This window comes from Fontibacillus forbon (genome assembly GCF_046559655.1).
In the GTDB taxonomy this organism is placed as follows: Bacteria; Bacillota; Bacilli; order Paenibacillales; family Paenibacillaceae; genus Fontibacillus.
Genome location: NZ_JBKGFV010000006.1, coordinates 1 through 25,654 on the forward strand (window position 1 = coordinate 1; position 25,654 = coordinate 25,654).

At 49.5% G+C, this 25,654-nt stretch carries 25 protein-coding genes, 1 rRNA gene and 1 other annotated feature; all 26 genes read right to left on the minus strand.

Features of this window, described 5'->3' with window-relative positions; translation table 11 throughout:
* Positions 1-330, minus strand: a 16S ribosomal RNA gene (locus ACLB09_RS21090); the annotation flags it as partial.
* A 427-nt stretch (positions 331-757) separates the two neighbouring features.
* Positions 758-2,467 (minus strand): LysM peptidoglycan-binding domain-containing protein, encoded by a 1,710-nt coding sequence (locus tag ACLB09_RS21095; protein ID WP_410771829.1) that lies wholly within the window; start codon positions 2,465-2,467, stop codon positions 758-760.
* A 158-nt stretch (positions 2,468-2,625) separates the two neighbouring features.
* Positions 2,626-3,504 (minus strand): branched-chain-amino-acid transaminase, encoded by an 879-nt coding sequence (ilvE, locus tag ACLB09_RS21100; RefSeq protein WP_410771830.1) that lies wholly within the window; start codon positions 3,502-3,504, stop codon positions 2,626-2,628.
* On the minus strand, positions 3,504-4,397 hold the full coding sequence (pheA, locus tag ACLB09_RS21105) for a prephenate dehydratase (RefSeq protein ID WP_410771831.1): 894 nt from the start codon (positions 4,395-4,397) through the stop codon (positions 3,504-3,506). Before pheA ends, ilvE begins: the two co-directional genes overlap by 1 nt.
* On the minus strand, positions 4,394-5,362 hold the full coding sequence (gene thrB, locus ACLB09_RS21110; protein ID WP_410771832.1) for a homoserine kinase: 969 nt from the start codon (positions 5,360-5,362) through the stop codon (positions 4,394-4,396). Before thrB ends, pheA begins: the two co-directional genes overlap by 4 nt.
* A 114-nt stretch (positions 5,363-5,476) precedes the next feature.
* Positions 5,477-6,763 carry a homoserine dehydrogenase gene (locus ACLB09_RS21115; RefSeq protein ID WP_410771833.1) on the minus strand — a complete coding sequence of 429 codons (1,287 nt, stop codon included), beginning with the start codon at positions 6,761-6,763 and terminating at the stop codon, positions 5,477-5,479.
* Between the two features lie 55 nt (positions 6,764-6,818).
* A complete protein-coding gene (locus ACLB09_RS21120) occupies positions 6,819-7,256 on the minus strand; it encodes an ACT domain-containing protein (RefSeq protein WP_410771834.1) in 438 nt (145 codons plus the stop codon).
* A 215-nt stretch (positions 7,257-7,471) separates the two neighbouring features.
* A complete protein-coding gene (obgE, locus tag ACLB09_RS21125) occupies positions 7,472-8,785 on the minus strand; it encodes a GTPase ObgE (protein ID WP_410771835.1) in 1,314 nt (437 codons plus the stop codon).
* Positions 8,786-8,799: 14 nt separating this feature from the next.
* Positions 8,800-9,543, minus strand: a complete 744-nt coding sequence (locus tag ACLB09_RS21130; protein ID WP_410771836.1) for a Spo0B domain-containing protein — start codon at positions 9,541-9,543, stop codon at positions 8,800-8,802.
* 238 nt (positions 9,544-9,781) lie between these two features.
* On the minus strand, positions 9,782-10,093 hold the full coding sequence (gene rpmA / locus ACLB09_RS21135; protein ID WP_044481732.1) for a 50S ribosomal protein L27: 312 nt from the start codon (positions 10,091-10,093) through the stop codon (positions 9,782-9,784).
* A gap of 19 nt (positions 10,094-10,112) precedes the next feature.
* Entirely contained in the window at positions 10,113-10,445 is a 333-nt protein-coding gene (locus tag ACLB09_RS21140; RefSeq protein ID WP_410771837.1) for a ribosomal-processing cysteine protease Prp, read from the minus strand.
* A 13-nt stretch (positions 10,446-10,458) separates the two neighbouring features.
* Positions 10,459-10,770, minus strand: coding sequence for a 50S ribosomal protein L21 (gene rplU / locus ACLB09_RS21145; protein ID WP_059040908.1), 312 nt, complete (start codon positions 10,768-10,770; stop codon positions 10,459-10,461).
* 14 nt (positions 10,771-10,784) lie between these two features.
* Positions 10,785-10,872 (minus strand) — a sequence feature (ribosomal protein L21 leader region).
* 67 nt (positions 10,873-10,939) lie between these two features.
* A complete protein-coding gene (locus ACLB09_RS21150) occupies positions 10,940-12,121 on the minus strand; it encodes an Rne/Rng family ribonuclease (RefSeq protein ID WP_410771838.1) in 1,182 nt (393 codons plus the stop codon).
* Positions 12,122-12,186: 65 nt separating this feature from the next.
* Positions 12,187-13,044, minus strand: a complete 858-nt coding sequence (locus tag ACLB09_RS21155; RefSeq protein ID WP_410771839.1) for a M50 family metallopeptidase — start codon at positions 13,042-13,044, stop codon at positions 12,187-12,189.
* A complete protein-coding gene (locus ACLB09_RS21160; RefSeq protein ID WP_410771840.1) occupies positions 13,037-13,939 on the minus strand; it encodes a peptidoglycan DD-metalloendopeptidase family protein in 903 nt (300 codons plus the stop codon). Before ACLB09_RS21160 ends, ACLB09_RS21155 begins: the two co-directional genes overlap by 8 nt.
* A 149-nt stretch (positions 13,940-14,088) precedes the next feature.
* Positions 14,089-15,237, minus strand: coding sequence for an FtsW/RodA/SpoVE family cell cycle protein (locus ACLB09_RS21165; protein WP_410771841.1), 1,149 nt, complete (start codon positions 15,235-15,237; stop codon positions 14,089-14,091).
* Positions 15,238-15,243: 6 nt separating this feature from the next.
* Positions 15,244-16,038, minus strand: a complete 795-nt coding sequence (minD, locus tag ACLB09_RS21170) for a septum site-determining protein MinD (RefSeq protein WP_410771842.1) — start codon at positions 16,036-16,038, stop codon at positions 15,244-15,246.
* 3 nt (positions 16,039-16,041) lie between these two features.
* Complete coding sequence (minC, locus tag ACLB09_RS21175; protein ID WP_410771843.1) at positions 16,042-16,704, minus strand: septum site-determining protein MinC; 663 nt, start codon at positions 16,702-16,704, stop codon at positions 16,042-16,044.
* 77 nt (positions 16,705-16,781) lie between these two features.
* Positions 16,782-17,312 (minus strand): rod shape-determining protein MreD, encoded by a 531-nt coding sequence (gene mreD / locus ACLB09_RS21180; protein ID WP_410771844.1) that lies wholly within the window; start codon positions 17,310-17,312, stop codon positions 16,782-16,784.
* Positions 17,309-18,187, minus strand: coding sequence for a rod shape-determining protein MreC (gene mreC / locus ACLB09_RS21185; RefSeq protein WP_410771845.1), 879 nt, complete (start codon positions 18,185-18,187; stop codon positions 17,309-17,311). Before mreC ends, mreD begins: the two co-directional genes overlap by 4 nt.
* 209 nt (positions 18,188-18,396) lie before the next feature.
* On the minus strand, positions 18,397-19,431 hold the full coding sequence (locus ACLB09_RS21190; protein ID WP_410771846.1) for a rod shape-determining protein: 1,035 nt from the start codon (positions 19,429-19,431) through the stop codon (positions 18,397-18,399).
* Positions 19,432-19,469: 38 nt separating this feature from the next.
* Complete coding sequence (gene radC / locus ACLB09_RS21195) at positions 19,470-20,141, minus strand: RadC family protein (RefSeq protein ID WP_410772109.1); 672 nt, start codon at positions 20,139-20,141, stop codon at positions 19,470-19,472.
* A 114-nt stretch (positions 20,142-20,255) separates the two neighbouring features.
* Positions 20,256-20,855 (minus strand): Maf family protein, encoded by a 600-nt coding sequence (locus tag ACLB09_RS21200; protein WP_410772110.1) that lies wholly within the window; start codon positions 20,853-20,855, stop codon positions 20,256-20,258.
* A 232-nt stretch (positions 20,856-21,087) separates the two neighbouring features.
* Positions 21,088-22,392 carry an SPOR domain-containing protein gene (locus ACLB09_RS21205; protein WP_410771847.1) on the minus strand — a complete coding sequence of 435 codons (1,305 nt, stop codon included), beginning with the start codon at positions 22,390-22,392 and terminating at the stop codon, positions 21,088-21,090.
* Between the two features lie 436 nt (positions 22,393-22,828).
* Positions 22,829-24,205 carry a UDP-N-acetylmuramate--L-alanine ligase gene (gene murC, locus ACLB09_RS21210; protein WP_410771848.1) on the minus strand — a complete coding sequence of 459 codons (1,377 nt, stop codon included), beginning with the start codon at positions 24,203-24,205 and terminating at the stop codon, positions 22,829-22,831.
* Positions 24,206-24,213: 8 nt separating this feature from the next.
* Positions 24,214-25,590, minus strand: a complete 1,377-nt coding sequence (locus ACLB09_RS21215; RefSeq protein WP_410771849.1) for a bifunctional folylpolyglutamate synthase/dihydrofolate synthase — start codon at positions 25,588-25,590, stop codon at positions 24,214-24,216.
* Positions 25,591-25,654: the final 64 nt, after the last annotated feature.

Here is a 25,654-nt window from a genome sequence, read left to right on the forward strand (position 1 = left end):
CCCAGTGTGGCCGTTCACCCTCTCAGGTCGGCTACGCATCGTCGCCTTGGTGAGCCGTTACCCCACCAACTAGCTAATGCGCCGCAGGCCCATCCGTAAGTGACAGATTGCTCCGCCTTTCATTATCTCGCCATGCGGCAAGATAAATTATCCGGTATTAGCTACCGTTTCCGGTAGTTATCCCAGTCTTACGGGCAGGTTGCCTACGTGTTACTCACCCGTCCGCCGCTAACCATCAGAGGAGCAAGCTCCTCATCAAGTCCGCTCGACTTGCATGTATTAGGCACGCCGCCAGCGTTCGTCCTGAGCCAGGATCAAACTCTCCAATAAAGATGGAAGGATCTACTCTCCCGAAGGGGAGCGGCTTTCCATCAAAGTGTTTGACTTGCTCATTTTGAAACTGACGAGAAAATTAATTCTCATTTTAATACTCACTCGTTGTTCAGTTTTCAAAGATCAACTTTCGCTTTCGCTCGTCGCTGCGTTCCAGCGGCGACTTAAATAATATATCATGTTGATACTAAGAAAGCAAGCACTTTTTTTGAAAAACTTTTTTCAATCTAGCACTTCTTTTTTCAATCTAGCGCTTAATGATAGCTTTCATTCCAATGAAATAATTTCTCTTCCATCGGGATAATTAATATATCATAATTCTGTCTCTGTCTCAAGCAAATTAACAATTGAAAATAATTACATGGCCAATAACCAACAAATTAAAAGAAAAAGCGGAATGAAGCTCCGCTTTTTCCATACATCGCTATTCATTAATCCAAGGATTTTGTAGATCGGAAGGATGTTTTACGCGCTCCGTATTTTGGCGCTCTTTTTTTGCGGAACTCCCGGAAGCAGCCCCGGTTCTCTTCTTATTTGTTTTTCCGGAAACTGCATTGCCTGATATTTTCGCTTCCTTTTTACCTTTATCCTTTATTTTCGTTTGAGCTTTTGCCTGATTCGGTTTTTCTGAACCTTGTCGTTCAACCACTCCCGATGTCTCCGCCTTTTCAGCATCCCGGTCATACATCACAGGTTCCGGAACACCAAAGCCGCCTAGAGGAGACATAGGAACGTTCGGTTGTATCGGAATTCCTGACACTCCTGGCATCCCCGGGGCTTCATACCCTCCAATCCCATAAGGATTCGGATATCCTTGCGGGAAACCGTATGGGTGCATTGTATATGGATGCATCATGCCATAATGCGGATATGGATGTTGATGCATCGGGAAAGATCCGCAGCAAGGAGACGGCCCATAGTGGATCGGCCAGCCATAACCCTGTTGTTGGGCTTCTCCATGCATTGCATTGGGATGCATTGCATTGGGATGCATTTCATTGGGATACATTTCATTTGGATACATTTCATTTGGATACATTTCATTTGGATACATTTCATTTGGATGTATTTCATTTACAGGATAATTGTCCATATACGGATTTTGCCATGGAGATTCATGGTGCATATTTTCCATGGAATGCTCCATATATGGAGAGATAGGATACCCCGGCATGCAAGGCCCCATATATTCTGGCATTTGATGCATAGGAGCGTTCGAAATTCCCGGATACTCTCCGTCATAAGGTTGTTGCATACCCATGACATGTTCCTGAGGCATCTGCGGAAAATCATAATAGGAGGAGACTTTCTCGGCATTTACCTGATATTGATAGAACAAGTTATCATTATCCATTTTCGACTCGGCTCCCGTACAACCGCATGGAGAAGAAGGATAAACCGGAGCCGGTGCGATATAAGTAGGCTGTTCAACCTGGTAAAGTTGAGGATTCGGTAGCATGGGATAATCGTGCTTTGGAGGACATGGCGACTCTTCCGCTTTTATGTTTTCAAATGGAGGATTTTCATATTTAATCGGTTCGTAAGTGATGTTTTCAACATTTACTTCCAATTGAATTGGGACGGGTACTGCCGGCGCAGGTTTAGGAGGCTCAACGTTAATCGGCGATGGTGCTGGAACGGGTGCTGGGGCAGGTGCCGGAACAGGTGCCGGTTTTGGCTTCATTTGCTCCGTCTTTTTCTCAGCTATTGGCGCCGTATTTTTCTTTCCCGTGGACCCGGATCCGACAGGAGCTTTATTCACATTACTCTGACCCGGATTAGGATTGACGTGTGTGGATTGCCCGGTTGTCGGAATATTGACTACTTCCCCCACTTTAAGGGCATTGGGATCACTTAATTGAGGGTTTGCTTGAACAAGGGATTGCATTGGAAGCCCCCAAGCTTTGGCAAGTTTCCATAAGGTATCGCCCTGCTTAACTACATGCTTGTAGACATTTCCGCCATCACCATCGATCGGCACCGCGGCGGCCGGAATTTTTACCTTGTCGCCCACGTTCAACTGATCCGGATTCACGATTTGCGGATTGGCTTCAATCAGCTTCTGGAGCGGAACATTATACTTTTTCGAAAGATCAAATAAGGATTCGCCCTTTTTTACAATGTGGATTTTCACGCGTTAAAGACCTCCTAGATTTCTTCTCCGGTACGCGACTCTCCCGCCCGGGGCCCAATTAATACATCCTATGCAGAAGCCTAGGTTTTTGACATCCTGGAAAAATAAAAAATCCTACCCACCTCTTTCGAGAGTGAATAGGATTTCCAAAAATTAAATTACCACACTTTCAAGCCGTCTTTGTCAACGATACTGCGGAATTCTTCAAGCAACTTCAACGTAACAGGTCCGGCATAACCTTCACCGATGATCCGTCCGTCCACTTCTCGCACCGCAATGACCTCGGCTGCCGTCCCCGTCAGAAATACTTCATCCGCAACATACACGTCATGAAGCGTGAACGGTTCTTCTTTGATCTTATAGCCTTTATTGCCGCAGATCTCGATAATCGCCTGGCGGGTAATGCCGTCCAAGGCACCCAGATAGCACGGAGGCGTAGTAATCATTCCATTTTTGACGATAAAAATATTGTCGCCCGAGCCCTCGGTAACGTAACCTTGAGCATTCAGCATAATCGCTTCGCCCGCTCCCGACAGATTGGACTGGATTTTCACCAAAATATTGTTCAAATAGTTAAGCGACTTGATCTTCGGATTAAGGGCGTCCGGAAGATTGCGCTTGGTGGAGACGGATACGGTTTTGAGTCCCGTTTTATAAGCTTCCTCCGAGTAAATGGCCAATTGCTCCACGATTATCACGACGGAGGCCTTCGGGCAACGGTTCGGATCAAGCCCCAAATTGCCGGCCCCGCGCGATACGACCAGACGAATATAGCCATCGCGCAACTCGTTGCGGCGCAGTGTCTCGACAAGAGCTTCTTCCATTTCCTGATACGTTAGCGGGATATTGAGCATGATCGATTTTGCCGAATCATATAGACGATCCAAATGCTCTTTGCATTTAAAAATGTTGCCGTTATATATGCGAATTCCTTCAAATATCCCGTCACCATACAAAAAACCGTGGTCGAATACCGAAACCTTTGCATTCTCTTTTGTCACGAATTGTCCGTCTAAATAGATCCATTGTTCTGCCACTATTTCTGCACCTCCGATTTTAGTCCTTCATAAGAGTAACTGGGATAGCTGCCCAAAATGCGCACCTGACAACCCAAAGCCTCGATTTCTCCAATTGCGGAAGGAAGAAGCACCGAGTCCATCGGGGCAAGCACATCCATATAAAAATAATAACTACCCAACCGTTTTTTCGTCGGCCGGGATTCGATCCGCGACAGGTTCAGTTTGCGCCAGGCAAATGCCGACAACACCTGATGCAACGCTCCTGGAAAATCCTCCGGCAAAGTAACGAGAATACTCGTCTTGTCCTCAAAATTATTAGAAGGAATTCGCAGCGGATCGGGGCCGATCAGGACAAAACGTGTAAAGTTATTGTCGTGGTCCGTAACTTTTTCCGCCAGGATGTCGAGGCCATGATGTTTGGCTCCCAAAGCGGTCCCAACAGCAGTCCAGCCGACGCCGGGATGCTGCTTTACGAGTTCCACCGCCTCTGACGTACTTCCGACATGCTCCAGCTCCGCATGAGGCATCCGTGACCGGATAAACTGCAAGCACTGCGCCATCGCGACGGGATGAGAGAGTACTTTCGTCACTTTCGAGTAATCAATGCCGCTCCCCGAAGTTCCTTCAAGTTCTTCGCGCCGGCCGACTAGGTTTTGGATGGAAGGATATACCCATTCGATTCGCATCGGAATATCCACCTCGTGGACAAGCCAATCCATGTGAAGGCTGACCGAGCCTTCGATCGTATTTTCCATCGGAATTACGCTGTAGTCGCTTTTCCCGTTCGCGGTAGCCATAAAGACATCCGAAATTTGTTTGAAGTGAAGCAGCTCTACCGGCTCGTCACCGAATAAATGAAGCGCCGCCTCGTGGGATACCGAACCTTCCGGCAGCAATGCAATACGTTTCATGCTTTTACTTCCCCTTTGATCATTTCCAGTAATGAAACCTCTTTTAACATAGTAAGCTCGGTAACGCCATCTGTGCAAGGTTTCAGTAAAAGTGTTTTTGCCGGAATGCCCTCGCTTGCAAGAACGCTCAACAAGAATGCTTCGAGTTCCCCGACCTGATTGCTATTGCGATCAACCAGCGACAGCAAGGTAGGGCCGGCGCCGCTAAGGGCCGTACCAAGCGCACCATGCAGAGTGGCCTCTTCAAGAATTCGGGCCATTCCCGGAATCAGCGAAGCCCTGAACGGCTGATGCAGCCGGTCGCGCATCGACTCCTTAATGAGATCCAATCGGCCTGAGGCCATAGCAGCCGTCAGCAGGGAAGTCCGGCTTATGTTATATACGGCGTCGCTCATGCCAACCTGTTTCGGCAAAACCTCGCGCGCCTTAGAGGTCGAAAGCTGAAAATCCGGAATAGCCACCAATACTTCAAGATCGGCAGGCGGTTCAATGCGCAGCGCCGTAGCATGAGAGCCGTCCCAAATCGCCGTTATTATACCGCCAAACAGGGAAGCTCCTACATTATCGGGATGATTCTCGAGCGAGGTAGCCATATCGAACAATTTCTCCAGGTCCAATGGCGACCCGATCAGCAGATTGGCGGCGAACAGAGCCCCGACGATGGCCGAAGCGCTGCTCCCAAGCCCGCGGGTCAATGGAATATCAGAGTACATCGTAATCTCCAATTCCGGGATCGATACTCCCGCCTCGGCAAACACCGACTGGGCTACTTTGTAAATCAGATTGCTTTTATCCTTCGGCAGTCCCTCCAAATTATCGCCATGAAGGTGAAAAAGAGTGGTTTCCGCCGGTTTCATCTCGATCCAAGCATAGAGGGTAAGCGCCATGCCAAGCGTATCGAAACCCGGTCCCAAATTCGCCGTACTTGCCGGAATTTTAACCCGAACCCCTTCACTGCGGATCATGGGCACCCCTCCCTTCGTATTCTTTGCGTTTTTGTACAATGCTAATGCCGCTCATTTGAAACTCCTTTATGAATATGAAATTCGCAATAATCGGAATATTCGCAATCCCGACTTCTACCCTTCCACCCGATATACGCTCTTGACCCGGCGGATTACATCCAATCCTTCAAAATGATGCAATACCTGATCCATGCTTGCCTTGCTGGCATTATGGGTCACGATCATGATTTCGGCATCCGGCGTGTCCGCGTTCGGCGATTGGACCACCGACTCCAGGCTCACTTCGTACTCCGCGAAGACCTGCGTAATTTGCGCCAGTACCCCCGCTTTGTCGGAAACCTGAAGCAACAGGAAGTTTTTGAACGAGATCTGCTCGTCGTTCTTCAGCTTCTTCGGCTTGTAAGGCACGATGGCTTTCAGTCCGTTGACCCCCAGTTTAAGGTTCTTGACCACCGCTACCAAATCGGCAACGACGGAAGTCGCCGTCGGCATTTCCCCGGCTCCCGCGCCGTAGAACATGGTTTCTCCCACAGCTTCCCCATAGACGTAAACCGCGTTATAAACTCCGTTTACCGCTGCAATCGGATGGGTTTTCTTGACCATGGTCGGCTGTACGGTGATGCTGAATTCATCATCCTGACGATCCGCGATACCAAGCAGCTTCATTTCATAGCCGAGACGTTTGGCATACTGAATGTCTTCTTTGGACACGGATGAAATTCCCCGAACCTGTACATCCTGCAGTTCGACATTCGTCCGGAACCCTAGCGTTCCAAGTATGGCCATTTTGCGCGCCGCATCCAAACCTTCCACATCGGAAGTCGGATCCGCTTCGGCATAGCCAAGTTCCTGAGCTTCCGTCAGCACATCTTCGTAAGAAGCCCCTTCCTGGCTCATTTTTGAAAGAATATAGTTCGTCGTTCCGTTTACGATGCCCATGATTTTCATGATCCGATCCGAGGAGAAGCCTTCGATCAATGTACGGATAATCGGAATGCCGCCAGCCACGCTCGCTTCATAAAACACGTCGCACTGTTTTTCCAGCGCTTTGGCCAAAATTTCGGAACCGTAAAGAGCCATCAAATCTTTATTGGCCGTAACGATATGTTTCCCCCGGTCGAGGGCTTCCAAAATATATTCTTTTGTACCCGCAACGCCGCCCATAACTTCCACGATAACGTCGATTTCCGGATCGCGGATGACTTCCCAGGGATCCTCCGTCAATTTGCTGCGGTCTATTTCAATGCTCCGTTTTTTATCCAGACTTTTGACCGCTACTTTCTCGATCACGATCGGAGACCCGACTTGACTGCTCAAGTCCTCCTGATGTCCCTCTACAATACGGACGACGCCGGTTCCCACCGTTCCCAATCCAAGCAAACCTACTTTAACGGGTTTCAATTTACGACCCCTCCCCTTAACTCCGTTTTTCGTTTCTTTCTGTAACCAAAAAGACTTAACCCTGGCCGACGATCTGCGTTTTTCTGACGCCGGGAGTAGTTTGAAGCAGTTCCATCAAGGCATCGAATTCTTCCGTCAGCCGGGAAGTTTCCACGGAAATGACCACATTGGCTCTTCCCTGGAGCGGAATACTCTGATTAATCGTCAGAACATTGCCTCCCGATCCGGCAATGAGCGACAACACTTTGGATAAAATGCCGGAACGATGCTCCAGATCGAAGGATATGGTCACTATGCTTTCCCGTTCCATCTGATTAAGAAGATGAATGCCGTCTTTGTATTTATAAAATGCGCTGCGGCTTAACCCCACTTGCGCCACCGCTTCATGAACGGTTTTCGCATCGCCCGCCGCCAGAAGCTGCTTGACCTGCAACGTCTTAATCACCGCTTCAGGCAAAATATCCTCACGGATCAAATAATAGCGTTCTTTCACAAACGTCCTCTCCTTAAAGACTTTTGTTTTTCTATAGTGGACATTATAACGGAAAGCTTCCATGGAGGCAATCCACTTTTGTGAATATAAAGTGCGGAAATTTCAGCATAGGATCGAGGGGATGCCTGACAATGAAGGATTTTCGAGGCTTAGATAAGCAGAAACGGCTACAGCATCCTCTTCAGGATGGTACCCGTTTCGTCATGTCTATCGGTTTAGTAGTAGTAGCTGCTGCCTTCGACGAACTCGAATTCGAAATCGCCGATACGAACCAAGGTCCCGTCTTTTGCGCCGCGGTTCCGCAATTCCTCATCCACGCCCATATGGCGAAGCGTGCGAGCCAATTTCAAGATGGCATCATGGGTATTCAACTGCATCCGCTTCATCATGCGCTCGATCTTGACGCTCTCGACAATGAAGGTTTCGTTCTCTCTGCGGATCGTAAAGCTGTTGTCATCACTCTTATCCAGCTTGTATATCTTCCGTTCGTCCAGCTCTTGGACTTCTTCGATCGCCGGAGCCTCAGGTATTTGATCCAGTAAATCGGCGGCCCGGTAAAGAAGCTCCTGAACGCCTTGGCGGGTCAATGAAGAAATCGGCAAAATTTCGAGATCCGGACGAACTTCCTTGACCTGCTCCCGGAATTTTTCCAAATTCTCCTGCGATTCGGGCATGTCCATTTTATTAGCGGCTACGATTTGCGGCCGGTTCTCCAGTTCCGCATTATACAACTTGAGTTCATCATTGATTTTCATCCAATCGTCAAACGGATCGCGCCCTTCCGATCCGGCCATATCAACGACATGAATGATCACCCTGGTCCGTTCCACATGGCGCAAAAATTCATGTCCCAATCCGACGCCTTCATGGGCTCCTTCAATAAGTCCCGGAAGATCGGCCATTACGAAGCTTCGGCCTTCGCTAACATCTACAACCCCAAGATTTGGCGTTATCGTGGTAAAATGGTACGCACCGATCTTCGGTTTCGCCGCCGATACTACGGAAAGCAAAGTCGATTTGCCGACGCTCGGGAAGCCGACAAGTCCAACATCGGCCATCACTTTCAGTTCGAGTACGATCCACCGTTCCTGGCCTTCTTCGCCGTGTTCAGCCAGTTCCGGGGCCGGATTATTCGGCGTGGCAAAGCGGATGTTCCCACGCCCCCCGCGGCCGCCTCTGGCAACAACGATTTGCTGGCCGTGACGGGTCATATCCGCCAGCACTTCCTGCGTGTCATCGTCGATGATCACGGTTCCCGGAGGAATGCGTACGATCATACTTTCCGCATTGGCCCCGTGCTGGCTTTTGTTCCGTCCTTTCTCACCGCGTTGCGCCTTGAAATGGCGCTGATAGCGGAAGTCCATCAACGTCCTGAGACCCTCGTCTACCCGGAAGATGACATCTCCTCCCTTGCCGCCGTCGCCGCCGGCAGGGCCTCCTTCCGGTACGTATTTCTCCCTCCGGAACGACACGATTCCATCGCCACCGTCGCCGCCTTTAACATAAATCTTCGCTTTATCTACAAACATGCATTCACCTCATTCTAGTTTGCGCAGGCTACCCGAAGCCTTAAGGATTCGTGCTTCGAATCAATTTGCTCCGCCAGCACTCTTTTGCCGGAATTCCATTCATCCAGGTGCCGTTTCAATATCTCTACGTTGTCGGAAACGTTATCTTGACGTTCAAACACGGCCAATATCTCGCCGCCTTCCCGGCAAATCGACAGTTTAAGCTGCAGTACTTCACCCCAGGAGGATCTTCCCGTAAACTGATAAGCTCTAATTGTCGCAATAATCGCTTCCGTGAATTGTTCCGCATCCTCCGCCATGAGCAGGTCTCCGAGCTGCAAATCTTCCTGAATGCATACCTCAAGTTGAACCGAACTGTTTAATTCACGGAACGAGTGCAAATAAAAGACAAGCGACGGGATGCCCAGTCTGGAAATTTTACTGTCCGCTGCCATGCGTTCTTTTATTCTTTCCACACAGCCCGCCAGTTTATCATACTTGCCTAACTGAATATATCCGTATAAAATCTGCAGATCGTTCATCCAATCATGCCGATGATGACCAAGGGTCGCCGCAGCCGTCCTTTGTACGGATTCGAGCAATTGTTTTCGCTCTTTTTCCGCTTGTCTCTTTACATACCTTACATGCATAAAAAACACGAGCAGCAGGCACAGGCTGATAAATATAAAAGCCGCCGGCGAGTGAAAAAAATACATAAGGATCAGACAAGCAATGGATAGCGTCGCCACGATCGCCGGCGCCGTAAACCGATGTTTCATGAGTTTCCCCGTTCCTCTAAACAGATTGGGTGAACTTTCCACCCTGACATCAATACCCAGTATATCATAAACCTTGTCCAAATAACGTTCCAAAATGTATACTTTCTGCTTCACTCAGAAAAAACATTCGGCGGCCGTAACCTGTTCCCACTGCCTTATTACGCCGCTATCATCAAAAAAGCCCCCGGCATTCACATGCCGAGGGCTTTATAAAGCTATGGCTAACCGAGCGAAGCTCTTAAGCTTCCACTGCAGCCGCTACAGGAGCGGTTTCCACTGGGTAGACGCTCACTTTTTTACGGTCGCGACCCCAACGTTCGAATTTCACGACGCCGTCCACTTTTGCAAACAGCGTGTCATCTTTACCGATTCCCACGTTAGTACCCGGGTGAATTTTCGTGCCGCGTTGACGCACGAGAATGCTTCCGCCGGTAACTGTTTGACCGTCAGCACGTTTAACGCCAAGACGTTTCGCGATACTGTCGCGTCCGTTTTTCGTGGAGCCTACGCCCTTTTTCGAAGCGAACAACTGAAGATCCAATTTCAACATTGTCCATCTACCTCCTTCTTCAAATATTCACGTCTTTTATTTGAATATACTTTCCGTATGAGCCTTCGATACTCTGTAGCATAACGACCATGGACGATAGCAGAAGTTGCACCTGGCGGACCGCATCCGGATGAATATTATCGGGAAGATTCGCATTCAGAAAGCCGTTTTTCATCTCGGCATCCATCACGGTACCCGTAAGTGCCTCAATGGAATTCACCGTACCTACGGTAACGGCTGATACACCGGCACATACAATATCCTGTCCTGATTTGGCGTAGCCAGCATGACCTGACACTTCAAATCCTTTAATATCGTTATCCCGACTGCGCAATATGGAGACGATAATCATCTACCGCACCTTCTTACGCTTGAATTTTCTCGATGGTCACTTTCGTGTAAGGTTGACGATGACCTTGTTTTTTGTGGTAGTTCTTCTTAGGCTTGTATTTGTATACGATCACTTTTTGGCCTTTGCCGTGTTTTTCGACTTTCGCCGTTACACTTGCGCCGGATACCAATGGAGCGCCCGTTACCAAACCTTCACCTTTCGACACTGCCAACACGCGGTCGAACGTCACACTAGCGCCATCCTCAGCGTTCAATTTCTCGATGTAAAGAACATCGCCTTCTTGAACACGGTATTGTTTACCGCCGGTTTCGATAATTGCGTACATTTTGCTTGCACCTCCTCATGTCTCAGACTCGCCTGATTCAGGTGCCGCCGTCCCTAGGAACAGACGGACTTCCCAACCCGATCGGAGCGGTTACAGCATGTGTACAAGACAAACTCATAACACATACCCTAATATACTACCATGGGTTTATAAAGAAATCAATCACAACTTAAAAAACAGGTTGCTCCCTCATTCTTTTCCGGGTCATTTCAAGCAGCCCCAGTTTGGTCCACCCCAAAATATGATGTTGCGTCCGATCCCCTGTCAACGAGTTCTCAAGCATGTCCAGCACCGCTGCACGATGATCTTCGCTGCTCATATCGATAAAATCAACGATAATGATCCCTCCGGTATCCCGAAGCCGGACAAGCCGGGCAATCTCCCGGGCCGCTTCCAGATTCGTCCTGAAAACGGTATCCTCCAAATTTTCTCCTCCGGTAAACTTCCCTGTGTTCACATCGATGACCGTCAGCGCTTCCGTGGTGTCCCAGACGAGATATCCGCCTCCCGGAAGCCATAGTTTGCGTTGAAAGTCCTTATCCAGTTGCTGTCGGATACCCATATATTCAAACAAAGGGATATCCCCTCCGTAAATCCGGATTTCCGGACTTTTTCCTTGCAGCATCGTTGTCAAAAAAGATGCGGCTTCGCCGGCTTGCTCCGGACAGTCCATGATCAGTTCGTCCGTTTCCGGACTGTAGACATCCCGCATCAAACGCTGCACCATGCTGAGATCCTGGTGCAGCGTGGAAGGAGCCGGTGCCGATGCGCCTTTATCCAAAATACTCTCCCACTGCTGCCTTAACTGCAACAGGTCTTCCGCGATCGCTTCCTTCTCCTCGTGTTCCGCTATCGTGCGGAGGATAAGCCCTTCTTCAGGCATCCGCAGCTCTTCACCTATCTCCTTTAACCGCTGGCGCTCTTCCTCGTGTCCGATCTTCTTGGATACGGCCACATAGCCGGCCGATGGCATGTATACGAGCCACCGCCCGGGAAGCGAATAATGCGTCGTTACCCTTGCTCCCTTGTTGCCCATGGCTTCCTTCACCACTTGCAAGATCAGTTCCTGGCCCGGCTTAAGCAAATCCGATATGGAAGGCTTTTGCTTGGGCTGTTTCTCCAAATGCGGGTGCAGCAAATCATCAATATAGAGGAACGCATTTTTCTTTTGGCCGATATCGACAAAAGCGGCTTGCATTCCGGGAATTACATTCATTACTTTTCCTTTAAAAAAACTGCCAACAAGTCCTCTTTTTTGAGAACGCTCGGCTGCATATTCCACCAGCTTGTCTTCTTCCAGCAGCGCCATCTGGGTGGAATCAGGGCCGCAGTGAACAATCAACTGTTTCATTGATCTCACCCTCACTCTACGTTCTATCCAAACTATTTTCTCCATTATACCATGGCTTCAGGAATTCAAGCGCCGGGGTCCCCCCGCAAATAAGAGGAAATCACCCTCTGCTCCGGCACCACGGCTACAATATTCCCTTGAGCATTCATAATATAGATGAAATGATACTTTTCCCTCCTAAAGAGACGCAAAAGACCATCCAAAGGTTTCGCTTTGTCGGCTACAATCGGCTGAGCCAAACTTCCGGTCAACAGATGGCGGGTAAATGCATGCTCGCGGTTAACCAGAAAGCGCAAAAACCGGTATGGAATATTCCTGTAATCCGTAAGGTTGGAATATAACAAAAATGCCCCCACCAGCAGCAAATTGAGTTGCAAGGCTCCGTATCCCAGCAACAGCGGAATCAGAGAATACAGGATCACCAGCAGGCTAAATAAGATGCTGATTCTTAGCGACCAAACCAGTGTGGTATGAAAAGGAAGTCCGATGCTGCACAAAGCCTGGCAGATCTTCCCCCCATCCAGCGGCAGGATCGGCAGCAAGTTGAACAAGGCAATAAGCAAATTGCTCTGTACAAAATATGAAAAAAAGGGCCCCTCCCAAATGCCGGCGGCATGAAGAAGCCAGGATATTCCGATCAGCAGCAGATTTTGCGCCGGGCCGGCGAGCGCGATGGCAACTTCGCGGCCGGCGGTTAAGTGTCCGGTATCTTCCATTACCGCAACGCCGCCAAACGGAAGCATTTGAACGGATATTACGCTAATGCCGAACAGGCGTGCACAGGCAACATGACCGAGCTCATGCACAAAGACGATCGCAAACAAGGCGAGCAACTCCAAAAAATGGCCGGTAAAAACCGAAGCAAGCATAATCAGGACAAAAAAGGGATGGAAGGAGATACTCATGCCGCTCCATTTAATCAAACGGAATCACATCCGCGGGATCGATATGCCGATCATCTTTTTTCATGGCAAAATACAAGGTAGAGCGAACGGAATCTTTTGGGGGCGGAAGGCTCCCGATAATATCACCGCTTTCCACCCAATCCCCTTTAGCTACCGATAATTGGTCCAAATGGCCATACACCGACGTATATCCTCCCGCATGCTGGACCGTGACGGTCATCCCCGTGAAAGCGTCGCGGGCAACGGTCAACACACGTCCCGTTTCTACGCTTTTAACCTGTTCGCCGCGATCCGAATCTTCTGCAGGAATGATTTCGACTCCCTTGAGATTAAGAGCAAATGGAGCAGCAAGCGTACCGCTAATCGGAAGCGTAAACCCGTTTGCCGATCCCACTTTTAAACCTTTCTCCTCATGATGCTTAAATATTGGAATAAAAGAAGGCGGCCCCCCAAACGTTCTTTCATACCAGGCCTCGGCCGCACTGAAATCCATTTCCTTTGTGAGCGACTGGGCCACGAACGCACGGACCGGAAGAGACCAGCCGGGTTCATACTTTTCAATTCCCCATAAAGCGGCAAACAGAAGCGTGCTGATCACCATTCGTATAAAGAGCATACTCCAAAACGATGTCCGGCTCCTGCCGGAAAATCCGCCCTCCCCAGGCCCCGTCACATCCATACCATTCCAACGGCCCTGTCCCCGTTTCCAGAGCAACTCCGGATCCGGCTCTTCCGTATCGGCCGGAAAGAGGGGCTTTGAGATCGGCTTGCCTGTCCGGCCGATATATCCCTCTCCCTTTCCGGAAGGCATTTCATCAAAATCAGTGGGATGCTCTCTTTTGGCCAAATCACCTGCGGTCAACTGTCTAATTCGTTCTTCGCGCCGCTTTCGCACATTCGATTTCACGTCCATGTTCCGCACCCTCCGATCACATCTCGTGCTATATATGTATGAGGGGCTTGACCAGAATATGAACGAGCTTCTTGCGGAGGGAGCCCGTAACGCTTCCTGATTTTCAATATACCAAATACAAATAACCGATGCCCATCGGCACCGGTTATTTAGTCTACCTTATACTTTTCCTGATGCAGCTTTATACTGAATACCAGTCCGATGCACAGCATATTGATCAGCAACGAGGTCCCGCCGTAACTGATAAAGGGGAGCGTTATTCCCGTTATCGGCATCAATCCGATCATCATTCCGACATTCTCGAAAATCTGGAACAAAAACATCGCGGCAATGCCGACGATCATATAGGCACCCCTCTTGTCGATGCAATGCAAGGCAATAAGAATCATCCTGTAAATAAACAGGAAGTAGATGAGGAGCAGTAAAGCGGAGCCGAGAAATCCGAATTCTTCGCCGACCACGACGAATATGGAGTCCGAATATGGATAGGGAACGAATTTTTTATTTTTCAGTTCGCCTTGCAAATATCCGTCTCCCAGCAATCCCCCGGAACCTATTGCGATTTTGGCGTAACTGGATTGATGCTTGTCGTCGCTTGAAGCCTGATCCGGATTAATAAACGTATTGATCCGCTGGTACCAGTGCAGCTTCTTGTGCTGTTCCAGATAATCGTGAATTTGCACATTGTAGCTGTTGAAAATGGTGACAAAAGCAATTAAAGCCGCGATGACGGCGGTAAGTCCGATCAGCACATGGCTATATTTCGTATTGCCGATCCACAGCATGGCGACTAATACGACCAAATATATAATGGCGTTGCCCAGATCGGGTTGGATAAGCACCAAAATAAACGGAAGCATGGTCACTGCCGCGATGGGAATAATATCCCGGCGGAAGCGCAGCGGCTGTCCGTTTCGTTGACCCAGCAAGTAAGCCGTAGTCAGAATCAAGATAACCTTGACCAGCTCGGCCGGTTGAAACTGTAGGCCTCCCGGAAGCATAAACCAACTGCGGGCTCCATTAATTTCAGGGGCAAACAAAAACACCAAGATGAGAAGAAAGCAGCCTCCCCCGTAAATATACCAGCTGTATTTCAAAAGCGTCCGGTAATCCACCAGAGACATTCCGAACACGACGATAAATCCGACAAGATAAAATCCAAGCGTCTTCAAATCGTAGGCTCTAAATTGCGTTTCGTAGGGAGCGATTGCGCTTCGAACCAGCAGCGTGCTGAACACCATGAATACGACGAGGATGCCCACCATCGGCCAGTCCAATTTTTTCAGTTTAAAAAACAACGGAAATCAACCCATTCCAAAAAACTTTTTGAAGCGCGTAAACATACCCTTTTTCTGATCCAGAAGCATCAGCGGAACCGTATCCCCCAATATTCTGCGGGCGATGTTCCGGTAGGCGATGGCCGCCCGGGAATCGGGATTCATCACCGTAGGCTCGCCGGAATTGGCGGCTTTGATAACAGCCTCGTCATCCGGCACGATACCGATCAGATCGATATTCAATACCTGGAGGATATCTTCGATTTCAAGCATGTCGCCGGCCTTAACCATGTTTGCCCTGATGCGGTTAACGATCAATTTGGGCGAAGCGATATGCGAGCTTTCAAGCAGGCCGATAATCCGGTCCGCATCCCGCACCGCGGCATGCTCCGGCGTAGTCACGACAATAGCTTGGTCCGCACCGGCAATCGCATTTTTGAATCCTTGCTCGATCCCGGCAGGACAGTCGATAATCACGTATTCATGTTCTTTTTTCAATTCAAGGATGATATCCTTGACCTGCTCCGGACTCACGGCGTTCTTGTCCTTGGTTTGCGCCGCGGGCAGCATATATAACTCGTCAAAACGTTTATCCTTGACAAGAGCCTGATTCAACCGGCAACGCCCTTCCGCCACATCGATCAAATCATAAATGATTCGGTTTTCGAGACCCATAACGACGTCCAGATTCCGCAGTCCGATATCCGTATCCACCAGACACACCTTTTTGCCAAGCAGCGCAAGCGCCGTGCCTATGTTGGCCGAGGTGGTCGTCTTCCCCACACCGCCTTTACCGGATGTGACAACGATAGCTTCTCCCATAGATTACACCCCTTTAAACGCGATAAAATCCGGCCTGATCCGGAGCATATTGCTAATTTTGTCAATCTGCATCTTTCCGTCACGCAAAAAAGCAAATTCCATGCTGGTCTCCCGGTTCTCCCATTCATCCGGAGGCCGGCTGATGATCTCGGCAATTCGGAGCTGGGTAGGTGCCAAATAAGAGGCCGCTATTACCGCTTCTTCGTTGCCCTCCACCCCTGCATGCGCCATACCTCGCAATGATCCAAGGATAAAAATGTCACCCGTGCAAGCGATAGTCCCTCCAGGATTCACGTCTCCAAGGAACATCAGGTTCCCTTCATGGTGAAGCACTTGACCTGACCGGACAATCCCGCACATCGTAGTCAAAGATTCCATCGGATCCGCGGCAGGCGCAAGCTCCGGCATCTCCACAGAGCGGATAAGCAGGTTGCCCTTCTGCCTCAATATATCAAGGATCAACTCTTTCTCGTCATCGCTTACGATCCTTGCTCCCAGCTTTACATCAACATGTATGATTGGACCGGTCAAAATATTTTGATGGCTATGCTCTAATTTATAACGCAGTTCCTCTAGCAAGGTTTCGAATTCGCACTTGTCGTCCAGCAGGAAAACCAGGCCATCTTTGATGCCCTTGATCGTAACATGATTGGGTTTTACCGTCATAAGCCTGTCCCTCCTCCCTATTCAATTCGAGCAGAAGGCGGAAAGTTCCTGCTTGTCGGAGAGCAAAAGTCATGGAATCAAGCCTTTTCCTCGACGGAGCGCCGTTTGGTAATGATTTCTAGCTGACGTCGAAGCGGCACATAGATCACTAACGCGAATACAAATTGAACGAAGACGTTCGGAATGATGTGATTCATCAAGGCCCAGGAATACGGCTCATGAACAAGACCGAACAAAGAATACGTCCCGAATAAAATCGAATCCAAAAGCAAGCTTCCTATCAAAATGATAATCATCATTAAAGGAAGCGGAGCTTGACGCGTGCGTGACAATAGCCCCAACAAGTAACAGGAAAGTCCCATCGCAAACGAATAGGCGCCGATCATGGAACCATAATAAACCACGTCTTGCAGCAATCCAAAACAGAGTCCCAGTACCAGCCCGGTATGTCGATTCTCATAAACGGAGAAAAATAAAATGGCGACATATACTAAATGCGGAATAATACGAGTCTCCCAGGAAGGAGGAATTAGCCAAGGGATGATCGTTCCCTCCAGAATGAACAGAAGGAACAGCAGCAGAATCAGGATATATTTGCGTTTCCTCACTCTTTTTCAGCCTCCGGTTCAAAGACTACGAACAGTTCCTTCCAATCCGTAAAGCTTGCCGCCGGCTTAATGGTAGCCGTATATGTCAGACCGTATTCGCCTACCTGAATGTCGGTCACCTTTCCAATGATCATCCCGCGGGGAAACACGCCCCCGATCCCGGAGGAAACGATAAGGTCGTCCTTAGCCAGAGACTTCTGATCTTCGATCCGGCTCATCAAGAAGGTACCATTCGATTTGTCGAAAGTCTCGATGACCCCGAAAACCTGATTTTCCTTGCCTTGGGCCGTCACCGCGATTCCGTTCGAATTGGGGTCTCTTGCATCCATCGTCGTGACGAGCTTCACGGTTGACGTAAAATTGCTTACATGGCTAACGACGCCGACCAGACCCTCGGCGGATGAAACGGCCATGCCTTCTTTTACGCCTTCCCGTCCTCCGATGTTGAGCACGACCGTCCGGTTGACAGGATCATCATTCACGCTGACGACATGCGCGATCTTCCAGGTGTAGTCGTACATTTCTTTCTGGGCATTCGTAAAATTCAGGTCATTCTGCAACCGTTTATTCTCCTGCTCAACCCAGTTAAAATAAGCTTTATCCCGCGTATAGTGAGACAACGCAATTTTCAGTTCCTCGTTTTCTTCCTGAAGCGAACGTAATTCCGAGATATCTTCAAACAAGCCCGCTACGTAACCAGCGGGCTTGTAAAACACATATTGCACGAAGCCGACCGTATCCTTCACAAACTTCTCTGGCCAGGACAAGTTGGTTCTCGATCCGAGGGTGAAACCCATGACCGCAATAAAAAGAATGAGTCCCATCAACAAAATAAACAGTCTTTTGTTGCCAAGCAGCTTAAACAGTTTAAGCACCCTCCAACCTTACATTATTCTCCCTATCCCCGCAGGCAGGGATTCTCCCGGATAAATACGATCAAAACAGAGAAAAACGGCTTGGCCGTCCGCTGCCGGACGGCGCCGCTAATAATTATGCGTTCATAAATCCAAAATTTTCGTACCGGAATGATGCTTCCAAGGCATATTACCGACATATATCAAGCTGGAAGACATCTTGATCGCTATTAACGTTTGGAGCGGAGTGCGGAACTGCTCTTGGACTTAAACATATGGATGTTATCCAAGGCTCTTCCCGTTCCGATCGCCACGCAGTCCAGAGGGTTATCAGCGACAATAACGGGCATTCCCGTCTCGCCGGCCAGCAACTTGTCGAGATTGCGCAGAAGAGCGCCGCCGCCGGTCAGCACGATACCACGATCCATGATATCGGCAGCAAGCTCTGGAGGACATTTCTCAAGCGTTACCTTAACAGCGTCAACAATGGCATTTACCGTATCGCTGAGCGCTTCGGAAATTTCATCCGAAGTGATGGTGATGGTTTTAGGCAAACCGGAAACCAAATCGCGGCCCCGGATTTCCATCGTTTCCACCTTTTCCAATGCAAGGGCGGATCCGACATCCATTTTCAACTGTTCGGCGGTTCTTTCGCCTATCATTAAATTATATTGCCGTTTAATGTATTGGATGATCGATTCATCCATTTCATCTCCGGCAACACGTACCGATTTGCTGGTTACAATGCCACCGAGCGAAATAACGGCAACCTCCGTCGTTCCGCCGCCGATATCCACGACCATGCTTCCCGTCGGTTCCCAAACCGGCAGATCGGCTCCGATCGCTGCAGCAAACGGCTCCTCGATGGTGTAGGCTTCACGTGCTCCGGCTTGCTTCGTCGCATCCTCAACGGCACGTTGTTCAACGGCAGTAATGCCCGAAGGAACGCATACCATTACGTTAGGATGGCGCTGGAACAGCGAACGCTGTTTCTGTGCTTGGCGTATGAAATACTTGATCATCGTTGCCGTCGTATCAAAATCTGCGATTACGCCGTCTTTCATCGGACGGATCGCCCGGATGTTGCCCGGCGTTCTGCCGATCATTTTCTTGGCCGATTCTCCGACCGCGACAATATTTTTAGTATCGGTATGGATTGCTACTACCGAAGGTTCTCTCACAATGATTCCTTTTCCACGGATATAAACCAGGGTGTTTGCCGTCCCCAAATCGATTCCCAAATCTTTCGTAAAGCCACCAAACATGCTGTATCTCCCTTTCCTTCTGTATCTTATCTATTATATTACATCAAGCCCTGCTCCTTCAAACTGACGAATTTTCCGTCGCCGATGACGATGTGGTCCAATACGTCGATTCCCACAATATCTCCTGCCTTACACAGACGTTCCGTCATCCGAATGTCCTCCGGACTTGGCGTCGGGTCGCCGCTTGGATGATTGTGAGCGCAGACGACAGATGCACTGCTGCACTTGATAGCGGCGCGGAATACTTCGCGCGGATGTACAATCGATGCATTCAGACTCCCGATCGACAGCGTTTCTTGAGCAATGATATGATTTTTCGTATTCAAAAATAGACAGACAAAATGTTCTTTCTGCAAATACCTGAGCTGTTCCATAAGATGATCGGCGGCGTCCCGCGGGCTGCGGATAATCTGTGCCTCCGGCAGACGGGTTTTGGCCAGTCTTTGTCCAAGTTCGATGCTCGCTTTGATCTGCACCGCTTTGGCCGGTCCGATCCCTTTCATTTTTGTCAATTCATCAAGACTGAGATCCACGATGCCGCGTATGCCTCCGCTTTCCCCCAGCATGCGCTGGGCCACATGGATCGCCGATTCATGGCGGGTTCCCGTCCGCAGCAAAATAGCCAGCAGTTCAGTCAGGCTTAACGCGCCTGCTCCATACTGCAGCAACCGTTCTCTGGGCCGTTCTTCATTAGGAATGTCACGTAGCATATAAGTTGCCGTTTCCAATTGCAATCCCTCGCTTCCGAATGTTTTTGACAAAGCCTGAACGGCCTTGTGGGCAAAATGCATTCCGGAAGGATATGCTTTATCTCTTCCTTGACTCTAAAAAACGGCGATACCAAAAGAAGCCAGCATGTCGGCTAATAATGACAACGGAAGTCCGACCACATTAAAATAACACCCTTCAATCCCGGATACGATTGTCGCACCAAGACCTTGAATAGCGTAAGCACCGGCTTTGTCGAGCCCTTCTCCGCTGGCGGCATAAGCTGCGATCTGCTCTTCCGTCAACGGCTTCATCGTCACTAGCGTCATCCGGTAATCCACCCGGCTTGCTCCCGTAATGCTGTCCAAACAGGCAACCCCGGTAAACACCTGGTGGCTTCTGCCCTGCAATGAACGAAGCATGGAGGCGGCTTCCTGTGTATCCTTCGGCTTTCCAAGCACGACATCGTCTCTTACAACAATCGTATCGCTACCGACAATGACACCATGTTCTGATTTCTCTAGGGTCCGGTAAACGGCGTCTGCCTTCCGTTTCGCAAGCTCCTTCACGATTTGTTCCGGCGTCCATCCCTCCGGCGTCGTTTCATCGGCATGGCTTGGCACAACTTCAAACGGAATATGTAAAGAAGACACAAGATCACGTCGGCGCGGGGATGTCGATGCAAGAATGATGCGGCGTGCTGCTGAGGAATCCAAAGGTGCACTACTCTCCTTTACCGGCCCGGCCTGTCCAAAGGAAGCCTCTCTTCCTTGGGCATTGCCGCTCACCAGATTTAATTTGAATAAAAATCGACAGCTTTTCACTGTCATCCTCGCCATTTTTTGACACCTCATTATTATAAGGTTTATTCAGCCTCAATACAAACACAAAAACGGCAGGGGGAAGTATTACCAATCCCCTGCCGTTTTGTTGCGGAACGGCCTTTCGTCAGCCTCCCGAACCCACCATTTTTTGTTCTGCCAAAATAAAGCTCATGACCTCATCCTGAACTTCCCAAAGCAAAGTTTTAACTTGCTTTTTGTTATATTCGGCCATAGCCTCTACGGCGCTGTTCATCGCCTTTTCCATTTCACTGGCTTCGGCGGCAAATTCCTCCGGTTGCTTACCGCGGACGATCGCCGCGCTTTCCGTCCAAGATTGATGCTTCTGTCGGAGTTCTTCAATCTCCTCGGCCGGTAGAGCCTGCGGATCAGTTTCAACAAGCCGCGAAGCCGACAGGGAACTGAGCAAGCCGACCAGTTCGGCGCTTTCGGCAAAATACTTTTCAAGCAGCGTCACGTCTCCGTCGAACACGATCTCCGCCGACGATGGCAGCGATATTTCATGCAAAATGAGGTGAACCCCGGCTGTCTTCAGTTGGCTACTGAGCAACTTGGCCTGCTCGCGGTCGGAGGAGACCCCGGCATAAACCCGCTTTCCGTCGACCGTATCTCTGGCTGCGGCGATTCCTGAATTTTGCAATTCCTTCTGTGCGAGCTCCACCCCTTCAGCCGTGCTGAACACGCCGTACTGAAGGAAATGATAGCTTTGCGGAGGTAACGCGATGTTGACTTTCATGCCCGCGGAAGATTCCGTATCGTCCAATCCGATGATTGGGCCTAAAACGGGAATATCCGTGGCGGACTCTCCCGCCGAAGTCTGATTAGGGACGGAAATTCCGGGAATAGGGACGGTCACTTCCCCGTTGAACATGGACAAGACCACAAATCCGAACAAAGCCCCCGTAACTATGGCTCCGGTCAGCGAACCCGCAACCTTCCACCACGACGTACGATGCTCACGAACAGCGGTATAGGACGGCAAAATCGTCCCTCCCGTTCCCGTATAGTCCGTAAAGGGATCTCCCCAATCATCCGTCATCTCCACTGTGCGGTAGCTTTGCCCCGGAGGAATGGGCTCCCCATGCTCATCCCCGTTAAAATCCGATTCCGGTGTAGGTACCGCATATAGTGTCCGTTTGGGCGGGGTTTGCCCGGCTTGAGGATCTAAGCGATTAGGGGGAGCTTGCCCCTCTTGCGAAGCTTGCCACTTACGCTGAATCTGCTCCTCATGAGACATTTGTCGATTATGCTGAGCCTGCTCCTCTTGCGGAGTTTGCCATTTACCCTGAGCCTGCTCCTCTTGCGGAGTTTGCCATTTATGATGAGCCTGCTCCTCTTGCGGAGTTTGTCGATGATCCGGGGTCTGCCTCCCTTGGTCGTCAAACCGGAATGTCATTTTGGCCTTATTCACTGTCCGCACGCTCCTTGTCCATTCTTCTAAAAATACAATATGAACAGAGAGCCGCTTATATGCCAGCCCATAAGAAAAACCTCGCTTACGCGAGGCTTTCTTTGGTCGATTCCTTATAGCAAATAACTAATGCGAGGCATGGATCCTGTCTGAGGTAAAATTAACTGGATTTTATCCAGTTAATTTGCTTTTTCCAGTCTGATAGACTCATATAGATGGAAAACCTACAGCTAATTCAACCGAGATTGCAGTTATACAAATAACCACTGCAAATTAGCTGGATATTTTCCAGTTAATTTCGGAATTCCGCAGAAAAGAACGAAATTAACTGTATATTTTCCAGCTATTTGAACTCCGTAACTCCAACCAGCAGCCAGCCAATCACACGAAGCCACAGCACTTATAATCGGCCGGTTACTAGTAACTTAACTAGTTATTAGTTGGACATTTTTTTGGCAAGTTCGTATCCAACCTTGTAAATATCCCCGGCTCCCATCGTCAGTACAAGATCCCCTGGCTGAAGTCGTCCTTGAAGTTCATCTATAACATCCTGTTTCGTCGGAAGATATCTGGCTCCCGCGTTGCTGTTTTCCTTAATCAAATCGACCAATTTGGATGAGCTTACCCCTTCGATCTGTTTCTCGCCGGCCGGTGAGTAAATATCCGTGATAATCACTTCATCCGCCCCGCCGAACGCCCGGCTGAACGCATCCAGCAAAAAGAACGTCCGCGTATAGCGTTGAGGCTGGAATACGGCGATGATTCGCTTGCCGGTTGCTTTTGCGGCGGCAATCGTCGCTTCAATCTCCGTCGGATGATGCGCATAGTCATCGATGATGAGGATCCCGCCGCTTTCGCCCAGCACCTGAAACCGGCGCTTTGCTCCATGAAATCCGGTAATGGCTGCGGTAATCTCTGCAAAAGGAATGCCGGCTTCGAGACATACGATAATTGTAGCCATAGCGTTATATACATTATGTCTCCCCGGAACTGAAAGCTCTACTACGCCTAGCTCCTGCTTCCCATGCATCATCGTAAACTTCACATGGCGGTCCCCAAGCTTGATTTGTTCCGCCGTATAATCACAGTCCGATTCAATGCCGTAAGTAATGCTCTGACATTTAAGGTTAGGCAGCAATTCCCTGATATTATCGTCATCTCCGCAGATCACAGCTTTACCTTCCGGCTTGATCTGATTAAAAAACTGGACGTAAGCTTCCTTCAAGCGGCCAAAATCGCCGCCGTAATTCTCCAGATGATCGGCTTCAATATTCGTAACAACCCCTAGATAGGGATGGTATTGAAGAAACGATCCGTCGCTTTCATCCGCTTCGGCCACAACAAACTTTCCTTGTCCGGCTTTGGCGTTCGTCCCGATGTCCATAATCTCCCCGCCGATAATATAGGTCGGATCGATTCCGCACTGTTCCATGACAAGCGCGATCATCGAAGATGTCGTAGTCTTGCCGTGTGCTCCTGCAACCGCTACCCCATGTCGTTCGTTGAGCAGTCTGGCCAGCATCTGCGAACGGTGCAAAATCGGAATCCCTTGCTCCTCGGCTTCCAAACGTTCCACGTTATCCTGCGGCAGTGCGGTTGAATAAACCACCAGATCGGCACCATGGACATGCTCTGCCGTATGACCGATATAGATTTTGGCTCCTTTAGCCGCCAGCTTCTCCGTCAATTCCTGGGAAGCCACGTCCGATCCGGTTACGGTATAACCCATCTCCAGCATCACGCGGGCAATGGCACTCATGCCATACCCTCCGATACCGATAAAATGCACATGTTGTTCAGTCGTATTTAACAATTTATAGTTCACCAGCCTTTTTCAGAATCGGTTTGATGCAAAAGAGTTGCCCGCACATCCGAAATCATGTACAGCGTGCCGGTGACTACCCCAAGATCTTCCCGTTCCGTCCGTGACTCCAATAGCGAAAGAGCTTTTCTCCAGTCACGTTCCACAATGATTTCCAACTCAGGTTTCGCCTTGGCGTCTTTCAGTTCCTGGACAAGATCGTACAGCGCTTCCGCATCCAGTTTACGGCGAAAATCGGGCTCGGTCAGTATAAGTGTATCCACTATAGGTAATATATGCTGCAAGTAGGCATGATGATGCTTATTAGCTAGCATCCCCATCATCAAATTCAGCTTTCGGTACCTGAAAGTTTCCCGGATACTCTTGGCAAGGGTTTCCGCTCCTTCGGGATTGTGTGCCCCATCGAGTACGATACGCGGCTCAGCCGACACCTGTTCCAGGCGTCCTGCCCAAAAGGCCGTTTTAAAACCGGATAACACCGTTTCGTCTTCCAGCACAAAAGCCATATATTGCCGCAGCACTTCAAGCACCATCATGACTCCGGCCGCGTTTTTGCATTGATGCTCACCCAGCATCGTCATCTGCAATTCGAACTCGCGGAATGGTCCGCGAAACAGCATGCTTTGCCCCCGGTCACTGACTTGAAGACGTTCGAAGGAGAATTGCTCGCCCATCAAATATAGACTGCTGTTCTGCTTCGCTGCCGTGTCCTTCAATATGCCAATCGCCTCGGTTTGTTCCACGCAGCTGACTACCGGAACGCCAGGCTTGATAATTCCGGCCTTTTCGGTGGCGATTTGTTCGATTGTATCTCCAAGGACATCCGTATGATCATATCCGATATTCGTAATCAGCGAAACGATCGGCGTCACAATGTTGGTTACATCCATCCTTCCCCCAAGACCTGTCTCCCATACCACGACATCCGGGTAGCATTCCTCGGCAAAGTAAAGGATGGCAAGTGCCGTGCTGACCTCAAACATCGTCGGAGAACCAAGTTCGGTTTCCGCGATTTCCAGAACCAGCGGTTGAAGCCGATTTGTCAGGGATAATAGCGTTTCCTCCGGAATATCTTCTCCATTGAACTGAAACCGGTTCGTAAATTTGGTGATATACGGGGAGGTGTACGTTCCAACACTATACCCGCATTCGAGCAGCGTTTGGGTTAAAAAAGCACAGGATGATCCTTTGCCGTTCGTCCCGGCCACATGTATGAATTTCAGCCTCCGCTGCGGATTGCCCAAACGATCCATTAACAAATGGATCCGCTCCAATCCGGGACGAATTCCGAACGGAATCAGCCCGTTAATCCAATCGACAGCTTCGCCGTAACTTTGCAACGGCACTTCTTCGCTCTTTTCTTTATGAGCCCCCATCACTTTCACCTTCATTTGAATTGTTGGAATAAAAAACATCGTCTCATCATCACAATAAGGTCCG